This window comes from Oerskovia merdavium (assembly GCF_014836755.1).
GTDB lineage: Bacteria > Actinomycetota > Actinomycetes > Actinomycetales > Cellulomonadaceae > Oerskovia > Oerskovia merdavium.
The window spans coordinates 31,136-44,547 of record NZ_JACSQF010000009.1; the positions used below are offsets into that span (position 1 = coordinate 31,136).

Consider the following 13,412-nt stretch of genomic DNA (forward strand, 5'->3'; position numbering starts at 1 on the left):
GACCGAATCCGGGTCGTTCCCTGGGACACGGGCTCGTGCGCTCAGGTCGCCTCGTCGTCGAACGGCGCCGGGACACGCACGCCGTCCGTGTCCGTGGGCGGCGGTGGCGGCGGCGGGACGGGCGACGCGCCACGGGGTCGCGAGGACGTGCCCAGCAGGTCGTCGTCGTCGAGCAGCGCCTCCCGGACGATCCGTCGCGGGTCGTACTGGCGAGGGTCCAGCTTGGACCAGTCGACGTCGCCCACCTCCGGCCCCAGCTCCTCGTCGACGCGCGACTTGGCGTCCTTGAGGAAGCCGCGGGCCGTGCGGACGAACGCGCCGAGCTGCTCGGCGTAGCGGGGCAGTCGCTCGGGACCGATGACGATCACGGCGACGACGAGGAGGACGACGAACTCGGCGCCGTTGATACCGAACACGCGGTCAGACTACTCGCTCGTGGCTTCGTCGAGCACCACGCGGACGTCGCGCTCGTCGTCGCCGGTGCGCACGCGCAGCGTCACGGTGTCCCCGGGGGCCTTCGCGCGGATCGCGACGATGAGCTCGTCGCTCAGGCTCACGGGCCTCCCGTCGATCGCGAGGATGACGTCCCCGGCCTGGATCCCGGCAGCGTCCGCGGGACCGCCCGCGGTCACGGGCGACTGCCCGCCCTGCGGCTCGGTCGTGACCTGGACGCCCTCGCCCTGGTAGCGCGAGTCGAGCAGGACCCCGATCACCGGGTAGGTGGCCGTGCCCTTCTCGATCAGCTCCTCTGCGGTGCGCCGAGCCTGGTCGGAGGGGATCGCGAAGCCGAGGCCGATGCTGCCCGTCGCGCCGCCCGTGCCGGGCGGCTGCGCGATCGCGGAGTTCACGCCCACGACCTCGCCCGCACCGTTGACCAGCGGTCCGCCCGAGTTCCCCGGGTTGATGGCCGCGTCCGTCTGGATCGCGTTGATGAACGCGGTCTCGGCAGAGTCGCCTGCCGCGACGGGGCGGTTCAGCGCGCTGACGATCCCCGTCGTGACGGTCCCGTTGAGCCCGAGCGGGGCACCGATCGCGACGACGGGGTCACCGACGACCACGGCGTCCGAGTCGCCCAGCACGAGCGGGGTCAGGCCCGCCTCGTCGACCTTGACGACCGCGAGGTCGTAGTCCGCGGTCCGACCGACGATCGTGGCCGGACGCTCGCTCCCGTCCGCGAAGAGCACCGTGACCTTGCCGCCGTCCGCGCCACCGGCGACCACGTGGTTGTTGGTGAGGATGTAGCCGTCCTCGCGGATCACGAAGCCGGAGCCCGTCGAGATCCCGTCTGCGCCCTCGACCTGCAGGGACACGACGCTCGGGAGCACGGTCGCGGCGATCGCGGCGACCGATCCCTCGGGGCGCTCGGCCTCAGGACTCGTCCCTGCGAGCGGGAGCGACGCGCTGACCGGACGGCGCTGGGTGCCGTCGGCGATCCGGTCGGCGGCGATGCCACCGACCGCGCCCGCCACGAGGGCGAGCGCGGCGATACCTGCCACGGCACCGGCGCCGATCCGGCGACGGGGCTTCTGCGCCGGCGGCGGGGGCGGGGCACCCCAGGGCTCGGCAGGCGTCGTGGGGCCCTGCGGGTCGGGTTCGCCGGGCAGGCCGGCCGCTCCCGGATACCCCGGCTGCGGCGGGGTGGCTCCGTGCTGCGCGGGACCGCCCGGTGTAGCCGTGGGGTGCTGGTACGCGGCGTACGGGGGTCGGCCGGCCGGCCCCTGCGGGGCGTATCCCGGCAGGCCCGGGCGGGCGACGGGCAGCGCGCCCAGGGGCGCTCCGTACGGGCGGGTGTCGTGCGGACCGGGCGGCGGCACGGGGCCGGGAGCCGCGTGGCTCGCCCCGGGTGCACCCGGGGACAGGGGGGCGGTCGGGGTGGACCGGAACGCCGACGGCGGAGCGAAGGGGTTCGGAGCGGCCGGGGGCAGCGCGGGGGCCGGGAGAGGCACGGGCACCTCCTCGGTGCGCTGCTCTCCCCCGGGCGTCGGCGTCCGCTCCGCCGGAGCGCTCGGCGACGGGGCCGTGGGCTCGCCGTCGAGCACGCCGGCCGGTGCAGGAGCGTCCGGCGCCACGACTGTCGGCGACGCCTCGCCCGACGATGCGACCAGCACCTCGAGGGCGTCCGCCTGCGGGGGCGACGCCTGCGGGGTCGACGCCTGCTCGGGCGACGACTGCACGTCCTCGGACGGTCCCGATCCGCTCGTCGACACGGGCGTGTGCTCGGGCGAACGCTCGTGAGGCGGCGCAACGGGCTGTGGCTCGGCGGGGTCCAGCGCTGAGTCGTGTGCGGTCATGGGGTGCCCAAGGCTCCTGTCATGGTCGTCCATCCCCGGGAGATGCGGGCCGGGACCCCCGCGTCGAAGTCGTGCGCGGGGAACGTCGCCACGAACGAGGCGAGGACGTCCTTGCTCACCTCTGCCACGACGTCGATCACCGTGTCCCCAGCCTGCCACACCAGGTGGGGCGGCTCGTCGGACAGGACGTAGACGGCGCGCCCCTCGAAGCCCTCCGAGCGCGAGAGGCTCGACGTGTCCAGCCGGCCGACCTGCTCGCGCACCACGATGGTCCCCTCGGGGCCGGCGAGGTCCACGCGGAGCACGTCCCCCTCGGGTCCGACGAGCCGGACCGACGTGACGTCGAACCCGTCGAGGATCCCCGACGGGCTCGTCCACCCGTTCTCCGCCATCCACGCGAGCGCGGTCGAGTCCGCGAGGTCCACGCCACCGGCCCCACCGTCCTCGGAGATCTCCGGCAGGACGGGGACGAGTGCCACCTCGGTGGCTCCCGCCGCCGTGGCACCGCCGGCCTCGGCCAGCACGGTCAGGGGCGACGCGACGTGCCGGTCCGGCACCACGACGGGCCGGTCACCGAGCGTGAAGAGCGCGACGGCCAGCACCGCGACCCCGCTCGATGCGGCGACGAGCACGCGACGCGAGCGGCGTCGTCGGGCATGGGCGGCGATGTCCCCCGTGAGCGCGCAGCTCAGCGCCCCCGCCTCAGGAGGGGGCGCCCACGGGTCGCGCACAGCCGGCCCCTGGCGCAGCGGGTCGCCCTCGACCTCGGGGATCTGGGCGGAGAGGGCAAGGAGCCGCGAGGTCAGGTCGTTCGTCGGCAGGACGTCGCGCGCGCACGAGAGGCGCTTGCGGACCGCGCGCGCCACCGCGAGCTCGGCCGCGCACTGGTCGCACCCTGCGACGTGCGTCAGCGCGCGCTCGCGCGTCGCGGGCGAGAGCTGGTCGTCGGCCAGCGCGCTGATGAGGGTCCCGAGGTGCGTCATGGTCCCCCCGGTGCGGTGCGGACCGCCAGAGCCGTCAGCTGGTCGACCGCAGCGTCCTCGGACGGCGTACCGTCCGTGGCCGCGCGCTCGGACGGGTCACGGTGCGGCAGCGCCGCACGCAGCTGCGAGCGCGCGCGGTGGATGCGCGAACGCACCGTGCCGAGCTTGATGCCCAGCGTGACCGCGATCTCCTCGTAGCTCAGCCCCTCGATGTCGCACAGCACGACCGCCGCCCGGTACTCGGGCGAGAGGGCGTCGAGCGCGCGCTGGACGTCGTGGTCGAGGTTCGTGTGCTCGTACCCGCGTTCCGGGTGCGTCATCTCCCCCGTGGCCGCGTACTGGGCCGAGTCCTCGCCCATGGCCTCCATGCGGATGCGCTGCTTGCGCCGCACCTGGTCCAGGAAGAGGTTCGTGGTGATGCGGTGCAGCCACCCCTCGAAGGTCCCCGGGGTGTAGCTCGACAACGACCGGAAGACGCGGATGAACGTCTCCTGGGTCAGGTCCTCGGCGTCGTGCTGGTTCCCGGTCAGGCGGTACGCCAGCCGGTACACGCGCGCGGAGTGCTCCCGCACGATCTGGTCCCACGAGGGGGGCGTCCAGGGCTGGGCACTCACGTCACTGCTCACACGGTCCATTGTCCCCGTACAACGCCGTGCGTCGCGCATCCGTTCCCGGCGTCGCGCGGACGTGCGCACCACGTCCACGAAACCTCCCCCGGACGGGGGCTCATCCAGCGCCACGGAGCCCGCGGGCCGGTACGATCGCCTCACCTGCACCGCGCAGGACGGCAGCACCGCAGCAGTCCGTCCGGGGTTCCCCGGAGACGCGCGGTGCCCGAGACCAGGAGGGCCCTATCACCACCGACATCGGCCGGACGAACGCCAAGGCGTCGAGCTGGACCTACTGCGAGGAGTTCGTGCCGGAGGACGACGTCCTCCTGCGCGCTCGCGAGCGTGCCGCCGAGCTGGGCTGCCCCGCAGTCCTGCCCGGCGTGGGCGCCGTGCTCCAGGCTCTCGCGGCCGCGCTGGGCGCCCGCTCGGTCGTCGAGATCGGCACGGGCACGGGTGTCGCGTCGCTCTGGCTCCTGCGCGGGATGCCCGAGGACGGCGTCCTGACGACCATCGACGTCGAGGTCGAGCACCAGCGTGCCGCCAAGGACGCCTTCGCCGAGGCCGGGATCCGCGCCACCAGGACCCGGACCATCCCCGGTCGTGCGAGCGACGTCCTGCCCCGGCTCACCGACGGCGCGTACGACCTGGTCCTGGTCGGGGCCGACCGTCACAGCTACCCCGAGTACGTCGAGCAGGCGCTGCGTCTCCTGCGCCCGGGCGGCATCGTCGCGGTCGACGGTGCGCTCGTCGGCGACCGCGTCGCAGACCCCGCCCGGCGCGACGAGATCACCACGATCGTGCGCGAGGTGGGACGCTCGCTGCGCGCCGACGACCGTGTCCTGCCCGCACTGATCCCGAGCGGCGACGGGCTGCTCCTCGGCGTGCGCCGGTAGCCCAGGGACGTCCGGGCAGCAGAGCGCACCGGCCGACCACCGCACGCGTCGTTCCGCGCAGCCGGCGCGAGCGTGAGACAGGACGAGGGCCCCTCACCCGCCGAACGGGTGAGGGGCCCTCGTCGTGCACCCGGCAGATCGCCGGGCGTGACCTCAGCGCAGGTCGGCGAGGTACCGGAGCAGGAGGCGCGCCCCGTAGCCCGTCGCCCCCTCGGTGACCTCGTGCCGCGAAGCCGTGGCCCGTGCCGGCCCGGCGATGTCGAGGTGGACCCAGGGCAGCCCTCCCGTGAACTCCCGCAGGAAGAGGGCGGCCGTGATGGACCCTCCGCCGCCTCCGGCCTCGAGCGGCACGTGCCGCAGGTCCGCGACGGTCGAGCGCAGCGCGGACGTGTAGTCCTCGACGAGGGGCATGTGCCAGACGCGTTCGCCCGTCGCGTCGGCAGCGGCCTCGAGGCCTGCCACCAGCTCGGGAGCGGTCGCGTAGAGGGCCGCATGGCCCCGTCCGAGGCCGACGCTCGCGGCGCCGGTCAGGGTCGCGACGTCGATCAGCAGGTCCGGCGCGAGCTCGGAGACCGCATAGCCGAGCGCGTCCGCGAGGACCAGGCGACCCTCGGCGTCGGTGTTCGCGACCTCGACCGTGCGTCCCGAGTAGGTGCGCAGCACGTCCCCGGGACGGTACGAGTCCGCACCGAAGTGGTTCTCGGCGAGCGGGAGGACCGCGGTGACCTGGTGCCGGACGCCGGCCTCCGCGGCACCGAGGACCACGGCCAGCGCGACGGCGGCCCCGGCCATGTCGGTCTTCATGGGCACCATGGCCTCACGGGGCTTGATCGAGAGCCCGCCGGTGTCATAGGTGATGCCCTTGCCGACGAGGACGACGTGCTGGTCGGCGTCCTCCGGCACGTACGTGATCGTCACGAGCCGGGGCGGGCTCGCCGAGGCCGCACCCACGGCCAGCAGGGCTCCGAACCCCTTCGCCGCGAGCTCGCGCGGGCCGAGGACCTGGGTCTCGAGGCCTCCGGCCTCGGCGAGATCCGTCGCCTGCTGGGCGAACCAGGCCGGGTCCTTGATGTTGGACGGCGTGTTCGACAGGTCGCGCACGAGCCAGGTCGCGCTCGCCGCGATCCGTGCAGCGATGATCTGCTGCTCGGCTCCCTCGCCGAGGAGGACGAGCTGTTCCGCGGCCGCACGCGGGTCCGGGGCGGGCCCACGCACCTTGCGGCTCGGGGCGCCTCCGCCGAAGCGTGGCGTGCGGTAGGCCGCGAGCAGGTACCCCTCGACGAACGCCGTCACGCCGCTGGGGGTGGCGTCGGCCGTCGCTGCGCTCACGACGCGCTCGAGACCGCGCGTCGCCCCGGCCAGCGCGGCTCCCGCGCGTCGGAGCTCGAGGTCGGAGCCTGCACCGATCCCGAGCAGCACGATCGTGGACGGGAGCCCCGCCCAGGGCAGCGGGTTGGCCGCGCCCGCGTGCGTGCGCGGCAGGTCGACGGTCGTGACCTCGCCGGCCGCGCCCCGGAAGCCAGAGCCTCCGGAGCGGTCGGCCAGTTCCGCGAGGTCGATCCCGTAGCGCGCAGCCGCGTCCACGGTCCCCGCGCGCGGCTGCAGTCCGTCCTCCTCCTCGAGCGGAGGAGCGACGGCCACCACGAGGGCGGAGACCGCGTCGTCCGTCAGGAACGGGCAGTCCAGGACGGTCCCCGGTGTCTCGACCACCTCGGGGAGGTGGCGAGGGGCTCCTCCGACGGGAGGTAGGTCCAGGAGCGGTTGTGCGTCGCGCGCGGTCAAGGCGTCTCAGCCCACGACGGCTTGGAGCGCCTCGCCCAGCTCGCTGGCCTCGGTCGCGTTGAGCTCCACCACGAGTCGACCGCCACCCTCGAGCGGGACACGCATGACGATGCCGCGGCCCTCCTTGGTGACCTCGAGCGGGCCATCCCCCGTACGCGGCTTCATCGCAGCCATTGTGGGCTCTCCATTCCGTAGTCCAGTACTGCTGTGGTCGGCGTCCCGGCAGGGTGGCAGCACGTCGCCGCGCCGACCGCCCGAGGACGCCCGTGCACCATTCTAGTTCACCCGTGCGACACGCCGTCGCGGCAAATGCGCAGATCGTGAACCGGTCGCCGCTATGGCGGCCATCCGCTCGGCGGGGTGAGCCTCCACAGGCCCCAGACCCACCAGGCCTGCCCCGCGACGCACGCCACGACGCACCCCCAGAACCACCACCGCGACCGGGTCCATCCGAGGGTCACGGCTCCCAACGGGAAGGCGAGCAGGAGGAACCGGACCAGGCTCGTCCAGGGCTCGATCACGGCGACGAGGTATCCCAGGTAGGCGAGCGGCCACGCCTGGAGCTCAGGGCCGAGCCTGCGCGCGACGGGACTCAGCCCCACCGCGGCCACGGCGGCCAGGACCGCCAGCAGGACCCAGGGGCCGGCGCCGCCGAAGAGCATCTGCGAGACCTGGACCCAGGGCACGAACGGGACGACCGGTCCCGTTCCCCGCCAGGCCTCCTGGGTCAGGAAGTAGGCGTCGGGCCGACCGGTCACGAGGCCGCACAGGACCTGCCACACGAGCCCGCTGAGCACCGTGACGACGAGGAGCCCCCCGATGCGGGCGACGTCACGCCAGGGGACCGTCACAGAACCACCGCCCGGCTCGTGCCCGACCACGCGCCTGGCGCGCCACCACGCACGTCCACGGACCGCCGCGTGCCACGCCACGACCAGTGCGAGCGGGAGGGCGACGGCGCGGCTGAAGCCGAGCAGCACGACCACGAGCCCCGCCCACTCGTAGCGACGCGCCCACACCAGGTACAGCGCCCCGGCGATCAACAGGAGCGCGAGCGCCTCGGTGTAGGCGACCTGGAGCACGACCGACGAAGGGAAGACGCTCACGAGCGCGACCGTGGCGAGCGGAAGGCCCGGACGGCGCGCCACGGCGAGGCGACCGGCGCACTCGACCAGGCGATGGATCACCAGCATCGCCCCTGCGCCGCACAGCAGCGCCGTGGTCGGGGCGACGACGTCCCAGCCCAGGCCGGTGACCTGCTGCACGGCCCGCACCAGGAAGGGGAAGAGCGGGTAGAAGGCCCAGACGTTCTGCTGCACCTGCCCGTCGGCCCCCACGGGCAGCTCGGCCGGGTAGCCGTGCTCGGCGATCTGCTGGTACCACGAGGCGTCCCACATCCGCCCCGTCCAGGCGGCGTACGACGGCGCCGCGTCGGTCCAGAGGTTGGACTCCTGCGAGCGCGCGACGACCAGGAGTATCGCGGCGGTGACGAGCCGGGCCGCGGCGTAGACCGCGAGCACCTGCACCCACCACGGCCACCGCACGGGTGCCCGGAGGGCCGTCACGAGCGAGGAGGCTCGCCCGGGCCGCGCGGCATCGGTCCCGCCGGGCGGGGCCGTCTCCCGGGCCCGCGACCGGGCCGCCTGCTCGTCGCCCGGCCCGCGCACCGCGGCCGGCTCGCTCACGCGAGACCGCGCAGCGCGACGGCCGGGGGTGCGTCGCCCCGGATCGCGGCCACGGTGTCCAGCGTCCGTCGAGTGGCCGCGACGTCGTGGGCGCGGAAGACCCGGGCGCCGAGCCACGCGGCGACCGCCGTCGCGGCGAGCGTCCCCTCGAGCCGTTCGTCGGCCGGGAGGTCGAGCGTCTCGCCCACGAAGTCCTTGCGGGACAGCGCCATGAGCAGCGGGAAGCCGAGGCCCGCGAGCGCCTGGGTCCGGCGCACGAGGTGCAGCGAGTGCCAGGTGTTCTTGCCGAAGTCGTGCGTCGGGTCGACGAGCACCGAGGCCGCCGGTACGCCGCACGCGACCGCGCGCGCGGCGGCCGCCGTGAGCGTCGCGACGACGTCCTGCACGACGGCGTCGCGAGGGTCGGTCCGCCGGCTCGCCGAGCCGTCGAGCCCCTCGGGCGGGTAGGCGACCCGGAACGGGTCGGTCCGTGGCGTGGCGCCTCCCGTGTGGGAGCACACGACGCCGACGCCGAGCTCGCCCGCGACCTCGACCAGGCGCGGGTCGTGCCCGGCCCAGGTGTCGTTGACGAGGTCCGCGCCGGCCAGGGCCGCCTCGCGGGCGACCTCGGCTCGCCAGGTGTCGACGCTCACGAGGAGGTCGGGGAAGTCGGCCCGCACCCGTTCGACGAAGGGCACGACCCGACGGATCTCCTCGGCCGGTGTGACCTCGGGCCCCGTCCCCGCGCGCACTCCCCCGACGTCGACGATCGCCGCACCCTCGGACCAGGCCCGCGCGACCGCCTCGAGCGCCGCCCCGTCGTCGAGCTGACGTGCGGGCGCGTAGAACGAGTCCGTCGTCCGGTTGACGATCGCCATGACCACGGGGCGCACGGGGCGACCGGGGGCGTTCTCGTCGACCCCCACCTCCCGCCCTCGCAGGACGAGCGGAGCGCACTGCGGAGGGACCAGGGGCACGGTCGACGCCGGGTCGGCGCCGACCGCCCGGCCCCCGGGCTCCGGGGTCGCGGCGCCCGTCACCGGTCGCCGGCAGCCCGCTGCTGAGCGGCTGCCGTGTCGGCCACCGACTCGAGCTCTTCGGCACGCAGCTGTTCGCCGCGCTCGCACACGTACTCGACCGCCTCGGCCGGGTCGTCGCACAGGTACAGCAGGTCGAGGTCGTGCGCACTGATCATGCCGCGCCCCGCGACGGTCGTACGGGCCCACTCGAGCAGGCCCGACCAGTAGCCGCTGTCCACGAGGGCGATGGGGAACTCGGTGACCTTGTGCGTCTGGACCAGGGTCAACGCCTCGAAGAGCTCGTCGAACGTGCCGAACCCGCCCGGAAGGACCACGAACCCCTGCGCGTACTTGACGAACATGGTCTTGCGGGCGAAGAAGTACCGGAAGTTCACGCCCAGGTTCACGTACTTGTTCATGCCCTGCTCGAACGGCAGCTCGATCCCCAGGCCGATCGAGAGGCCCCCGGCCTCGGTGGCCCCCTTGTTCGCGGCCTCCATGATGCCCGGCCCGCCACCCGTGATCACCGCGAGGTCGCGCTCGGCGAGCAGCCGGCCCACCTCTTCCGCCAGCGCGTAGTCCGGGTGGTCGGGGCTCGTGCGCGCCGAACCGAAGACCGACACCGCCGGGCCGACCTCGGCAAGAGCTCCGAAGCCCTCGACGAACTCGCTCTGGATCCTCATGACCCGCCACGGGTCGCTGTGCACCCAGTCGGCGCTGCCCGCGGTGTCGAGCAGCCGCTGGTCGGTCGTCTGCTGGGGGATCTGCTCTCCCCGCAGCAGCACCGGACCCTTGCGGTAGCCGGTGCCTGCCTGGGGAACTCCGTCGTCGCTCATGCTCTCGAGCCTAAGCGTTTCCGGGGCCCGTGGCGGGGACGATCAGCGGGTGAGCCACGCGCGCAGCGCGTCGTGGCACAGCGCGAGGTGGCCGACCGGGCACCGCTCGTCGTCCTTGTGCGCGAGCAACGGGTCGCCGGGGCCGAAGTTCACGGCCGGGATCCCCAGCTCGGCGAAGCGCGCGACGTCGGTCCAGCCGTACTTGGGCGCCGGGCGGCCGCCGGTGAGGCTCAGCACCGTCTCGGCGAAGTCGGCCGCGATCGGGTCGTCGAGCCCGGGCCGGGCCCCCGGGGCGGCGTCCGTGACGACCACCTCGAAACCCGAGAAGAGGTCGCGGACGTGCGCCTCGGCGTCGGGCAGCGAACGGGAGGGCGCGAAGCGGTAGTTGACCGTGACCACGCACTCGTCCGGGACGACGTTCCCCGCGATGCCGCCGCGGATGCCGACCGCGTTCATGCCCTCGCGGTAGACGAGGCCCTCGACCTCGATCGACGCGGGCTCGTAGGCCGCCAGGCGGTCGAGCACGACCGAGGCCGAGTGGATCGCGTTGGAGCCCATCCACGCACGCGCCGAGTGCGCCGTGACCCCGGGGACACGGACCTCGACCCGCAGGGTCCCGTTGCAGCCGCCCTCGATCCCCGCGGCCGTGGGCTCGCCGAGGATCGCGAAGTCGCCCTGCAGGAGCTCGGGGCGGTTGCGGGCCAGCCGCCCCAGGCCGTTGAGGTCGGACGCGACCTCCTCGAGGTCGTAGAAGACCCACGTGACGTCCTGGTCCGGGGCCGTGAGCGAGGACGCGAGCGCGAGCTGGATCGCGACGCCGCCCTTCATGTCGACCGTGCCGCGCCCCCAGACCTCGGCCTGGGCCCCCTCGCCGACCACACGGGTGGGCAGGTTCGGCGGGCTGGTCAACGGGACCGTGTCGATGTGCCCGGCGATCACGACGCGACGCGAACGCCCGAGGTGCGTGCGAGCGACGACCGCGTTGCCGTCACGGACGACCTCGAGGTGCGCGAGCGGGCGCAGCGCGGCCTCGATCGCGTCGGCCAGGGCCTTCTCGTCCCCGCTCACGGACGGCACGTCGCACACCGCGCGGAAGAGCGCGGTGAGGTCGCCGTCGAGGTCGAGCCGGACCGTCGGAGCCGCCGACGCAGGCGGCGCGGTCTGGTCGGAGGTCTGGTCGAGAGTCTCGTCGCTGGTCACACGCAGACCCTACCCGGACAGTTCACCGTCCGGCCCGGAGTGACGGATAGGGTGAAGGTATGACTTCAGCGACTCCCACCGGCGCCGCAACGGGCCCCCGCACCGCCTGGGGCTTCGGCCTCGCCACCGTGACCGACGAGGGCACCGTCCTCGACGTCTGGTACCCGTCCCCCGCGCTCGGGGAGGCCCCCTCGGACGAGACCGTCCCCGCGTCGCTCGACGCGCTGACCGAGCACGACGAGGCGCGGCGCGTGGACGTCGTGGTCGTGCGCACCGTGATCGACCTCGACGCCGCACCGTCGGGAGCCGCGGACGCCTACCTGCGCCTGCACCTGCTCTCGCACCGCCTCGTGGCCCCCCACGGCCTCTCCCTCGACGGCGTGTTCGGCGCTCTCGCCAACGTCGTCTGGACCAACCACGGCCCGTGCGCGGTCGAGGGCTTCGAGGAGACGCGCCTGCGCCTGCGCGCGGCGACCGGCCAGCCGGTCCAGGTCCTCGGGGTCGACAAGTTCCCCCGCATGGTCGACTACGTGGTCCCCCCGGGTGTGCGCATCGCCGACGCGGACCGCGTCCGGCTGGGAGCGCACCTCGCTGCAGGGACGACCGTCATGCACGAGGGCTTCGTGAACTTCAACGCCGGCACCCTCGGCACCTCGATGGTCGAGGGCCGCATCTCGGCCGGCGTGGTCGTGGGCGACGGGTCGGACATCGGCGGCGGGGCGTCCATCATGGGCACGCTCTCCGGCGGCGGCCGCGAGATCATCTCGATCGGCCAGCGCTCGCTGCTCGGCGCCAACGCCGGGCTGGGCATCCCGCTCGGCGACGACTGCGTCGTCGAGTCCGGGCTCTACGTCACCGCGGGCACCAAGGTCACCCTCGTGGGACGCAGCGGTCCCGACGGCGGCCCCGTGGTCGTCAAGGCACGCGACCTGTCCGGCCAGGACAACCTCCTCTTCCGCCGCAACTCGCTCACGGGCGGCGTCGAGGCGGTCTCGCGCACGGGCGTCGGGATCGAGCTCAACGCCGCGCTGCACGCGAACTGACATGTCCTCCGTCTTCGGCGCCCCGGGGCACCAGGGGGCCCCGTCCGCTCCTGGGCAGGGGGGCACGAGCCCCCGCGCCCAGGGGCACGGCGTCCGTCGACGCCGGCACCGCCCCCTGCGGATCGCCGTCACGGTCGTGACCGTCCTCGCGGTCGCGAGCGCGGGGGTCGTCATCGCGCTCAACCGTCTGACGGACCACACCCCCGTGGCCGAGCGCTGCTCGGCCGAGGCGGACGGGCAGGCCTGGCACCTCTCCCCCGCCCAGGCGGACAACGCGGCCCTGATCGCCGTCACGACGGTGCGCCGCGGCATGCCCGCCCGCGCCGCGACCATCGGCCTGGCGACCGCGCTGCAGGAGTCGCGCCTGCTCAACATCGACTACGGCGACCGCGACTCGATCGGGCTCTTCCAGCAGCGTCCGTCCCAGGGCTGGGGCACGGTCGAGCAGATCATGGACCCCGTCTTCTCGACCACGGCGTTCTACGACGGCCTCGACAAGGTGGACGGTTACGAAGACCTCCCGGTGACGGTCGCGGCCCAGGCGGTGCAGCGTTCCGGCTTCCCCGACGCCTACGCGCAGCACGAGTCCAGGTCACGCGCATGGGCCTCGGCCCTGACGGGGAACTCCGAGGGCACGCTCTCGTGCGAGCTCGTCGCGGTCGACCCGACCACGCTCGTGAGCGTGGTCGACTCGAACGAGACCCTGAGGGCACGCCTCGTGCGCGACCTCGGGGACCTGCCTCTCACGGTCGAGGGCGCGAGCACCGTGGTGGACACCGTGCCGCTCACGGGCGTCGCGTCGGAGGCGCGCCGGACCGGGTGGGCCGTCGGTCAGTGGGCCGTGGCCAGCGCCGACGAGACCGACGTCGTGCGGGTGGACGTCGGCGACAGCACCTGGACCCGCGAGGACCCGGTGTGGACGCCGTCGGGCGACCTGGCTCCGGAGGAGGTCTCCGCACCCCTCCCGGTCGGCCAGGTGCGGATCACGGTCGCGACGGCCGACGAGGGGTGAACCGCTCGCTCCGACGCCTTCCCTGCACGTGACGACGGCGCCCCGCGCGCAAAGGTGCGGGGCGCCGTCGTCACATGC

General features: G+C 74.2%; 13 protein-coding genes. 3 read left to right on the forward strand and 10 right to left on the reverse strand.

The window, feature by feature from the left end; genetic code table 11:
* Positions 1-41 precede the first annotated feature (41 nt).
* The 4 genes from H9641_RS09935 to sigE are packed head-to-tail and all read right to left on the reverse strand — an operon-like array spanning position 42 to position 3,900.
* Positions 42-416, reverse strand: coding sequence for a twin-arginine translocase TatA/TatE family subunit (locus H9641_RS09935; RefSeq protein WP_191803319.1), 375 nt, complete (start codon positions 414-416; stop codon positions 42-44).
* A gap of 9 nt (positions 417-425) precedes the next feature.
* Complete coding sequence (locus tag H9641_RS09940; protein WP_191803321.1) at positions 426-2,291, reverse strand: S1C family serine protease; 1,866 nt, start codon at positions 2,289-2,291, stop codon at positions 426-428.
* Positions 2,288-3,274: an anti-sigma factor family protein gene (locus H9641_RS09945; RefSeq protein WP_191803323.1), complete on the reverse strand. Its 987-nt coding sequence runs from the start codon at positions 3,272-3,274 to the stop codon at positions 2,288-2,290. The genes H9641_RS09940 and H9641_RS09945 overlap by 4 nt, the downstream gene beginning before the upstream one ends.
* Positions 3,271-3,900, reverse strand: a complete 630-nt coding sequence (gene sigE, locus H9641_RS09950; RefSeq protein WP_377617508.1) for an RNA polymerase sigma factor SigE — start codon at positions 3,898-3,900, stop codon at positions 3,271-3,273. Before sigE ends, H9641_RS09945 begins: the two co-directional genes overlap by 4 nt.
* A gap of 227 nt (positions 3,901-4,127) precedes the next feature.
* Between sigE and H9641_RS09955 the strand changes: the two genes are divergently transcribed.
* Entirely contained in the window at positions 4,128-4,778 is a 651-nt protein-coding gene (locus tag H9641_RS09955) for an O-methyltransferase (RefSeq protein ID WP_369800608.1), read from the forward strand.
* A gap of 153 nt (positions 4,779-4,931) precedes the next feature.
* Here H9641_RS09955 and H9641_RS09960 read toward each other — a convergent pair whose 3' ends face one another.
* The 6 genes from H9641_RS09960 to dapE all read right to left on the reverse strand — a co-directional run bounded on the left by H9641_RS09960 (position 4,932) and on the right by dapE (position 11,279).
* Positions 4,932-6,488: a leucyl aminopeptidase family protein gene (locus H9641_RS09960; protein WP_318244503.1), complete on the reverse strand. Its 1,557-nt coding sequence runs from the start codon at positions 6,486-6,488 to the stop codon at positions 4,932-4,934.
* Between the two features lie 78 nt (positions 6,489-6,566).
* On the reverse strand, positions 6,567-6,734 hold the full coding sequence (locus H9641_RS09965; RefSeq protein WP_064506638.1) for a DUF3117 domain-containing protein: 168 nt from the start codon (positions 6,732-6,734) through the stop codon (positions 6,567-6,569).
* A gap of 161 nt (positions 6,735-6,895) precedes the next feature.
* Positions 6,896-8,245, reverse strand: a complete 1,350-nt coding sequence (locus H9641_RS09970) for a hypothetical protein (RefSeq protein WP_191803327.1) — start codon at positions 8,243-8,245, stop codon at positions 6,896-6,898.
* Complete coding sequence (gene folP / locus H9641_RS09975) at positions 8,242-9,150, reverse strand: dihydropteroate synthase (protein WP_318244504.1); 909 nt, start codon at positions 9,148-9,150, stop codon at positions 8,242-8,244. Before folP ends, H9641_RS09970 begins: the two co-directional genes overlap by 4 nt.
* A 110-nt stretch (positions 9,151-9,260) precedes the next feature.
* On the reverse strand, positions 9,261-10,079 hold the full coding sequence (locus H9641_RS09980) for an LOG family protein (protein WP_191803331.1): 819 nt from the start codon (positions 10,077-10,079) through the stop codon (positions 9,261-9,263).
* Positions 10,080-10,121: 42 nt separating this feature from the next.
* The gene (gene dapE, locus H9641_RS09985) at positions 10,122-11,279 is read right to left on the reverse strand and encodes a succinyl-diaminopimelate desuccinylase (protein WP_191803333.1); all 1,158 of its coding nucleotides are present in this window, start codon (positions 11,277-11,279) and stop codon (positions 10,122-10,124) included.
* A 59-nt stretch (positions 11,280-11,338) separates the two neighbouring features.
* Between dapE and dapD the strand changes: the two genes are divergently transcribed.
* Together dapD and H9641_RS09995 are read left to right on the forward strand one after the other, a co-directional pair.
* Positions 11,339-12,322, forward strand: a complete 984-nt coding sequence (gene dapD / locus H9641_RS09990; RefSeq protein WP_191803335.1) for a 2,3,4,5-tetrahydropyridine-2,6-dicarboxylate N-succinyltransferase — start codon at positions 11,339-11,341, stop codon at positions 12,320-12,322.
* Position 12,323: 1 nt separating this feature from the next.
* Positions 12,324-13,334, forward strand: coding sequence for a hypothetical protein (locus H9641_RS09995; RefSeq protein WP_225220277.1), 1,011 nt, complete (start codon positions 12,324-12,326; stop codon positions 13,332-13,334).
* The last annotated feature ends 78 nt before the right edge of the window (positions 13,335-13,412 follow it).

Coding starts and splice junctions, on each gene's coding strand:
- H9641_RS09980 (WP_191803331.1), bottom strand. CDS start 10,079: ATGAGCGACGACGGAGTTCCCCAGGCAGGCACCGGCTACCGCAAGGGT.
- H9641_RS09940 (WP_191803321.1), bottom strand. CDS start 2,291: ATGACCGCACACGACTCAGCGCTGGACCCCGCCGAGCCACAGCCCGTT.
- H9641_RS09965 (WP_064506638.1), bottom strand. CDS start 6,734: ATGGCTGCGATGAAGCCGCGTACGGGGGATGGCCCGCTCGAGGTCACC.
- dapD (WP_191803335.1), top strand. CDS start 11,339: ATGACTTCAGCGACTCCCACCGGCGCCGCAACGGGCCCCCGCACCGCC.
- H9641_RS09995 (WP_225220277.1), top strand. CDS start 12,324: ATGTCCTCCGTCTTCGGCGCCCCGGGGCACCAGGGGGCCCCGTCCGCT.
- H9641_RS09945 (WP_191803323.1), bottom strand. CDS start 3,274: ATGACGCACCTCGGGACCCTCATCAGCGCGCTGGCCGACGACCAGCTC.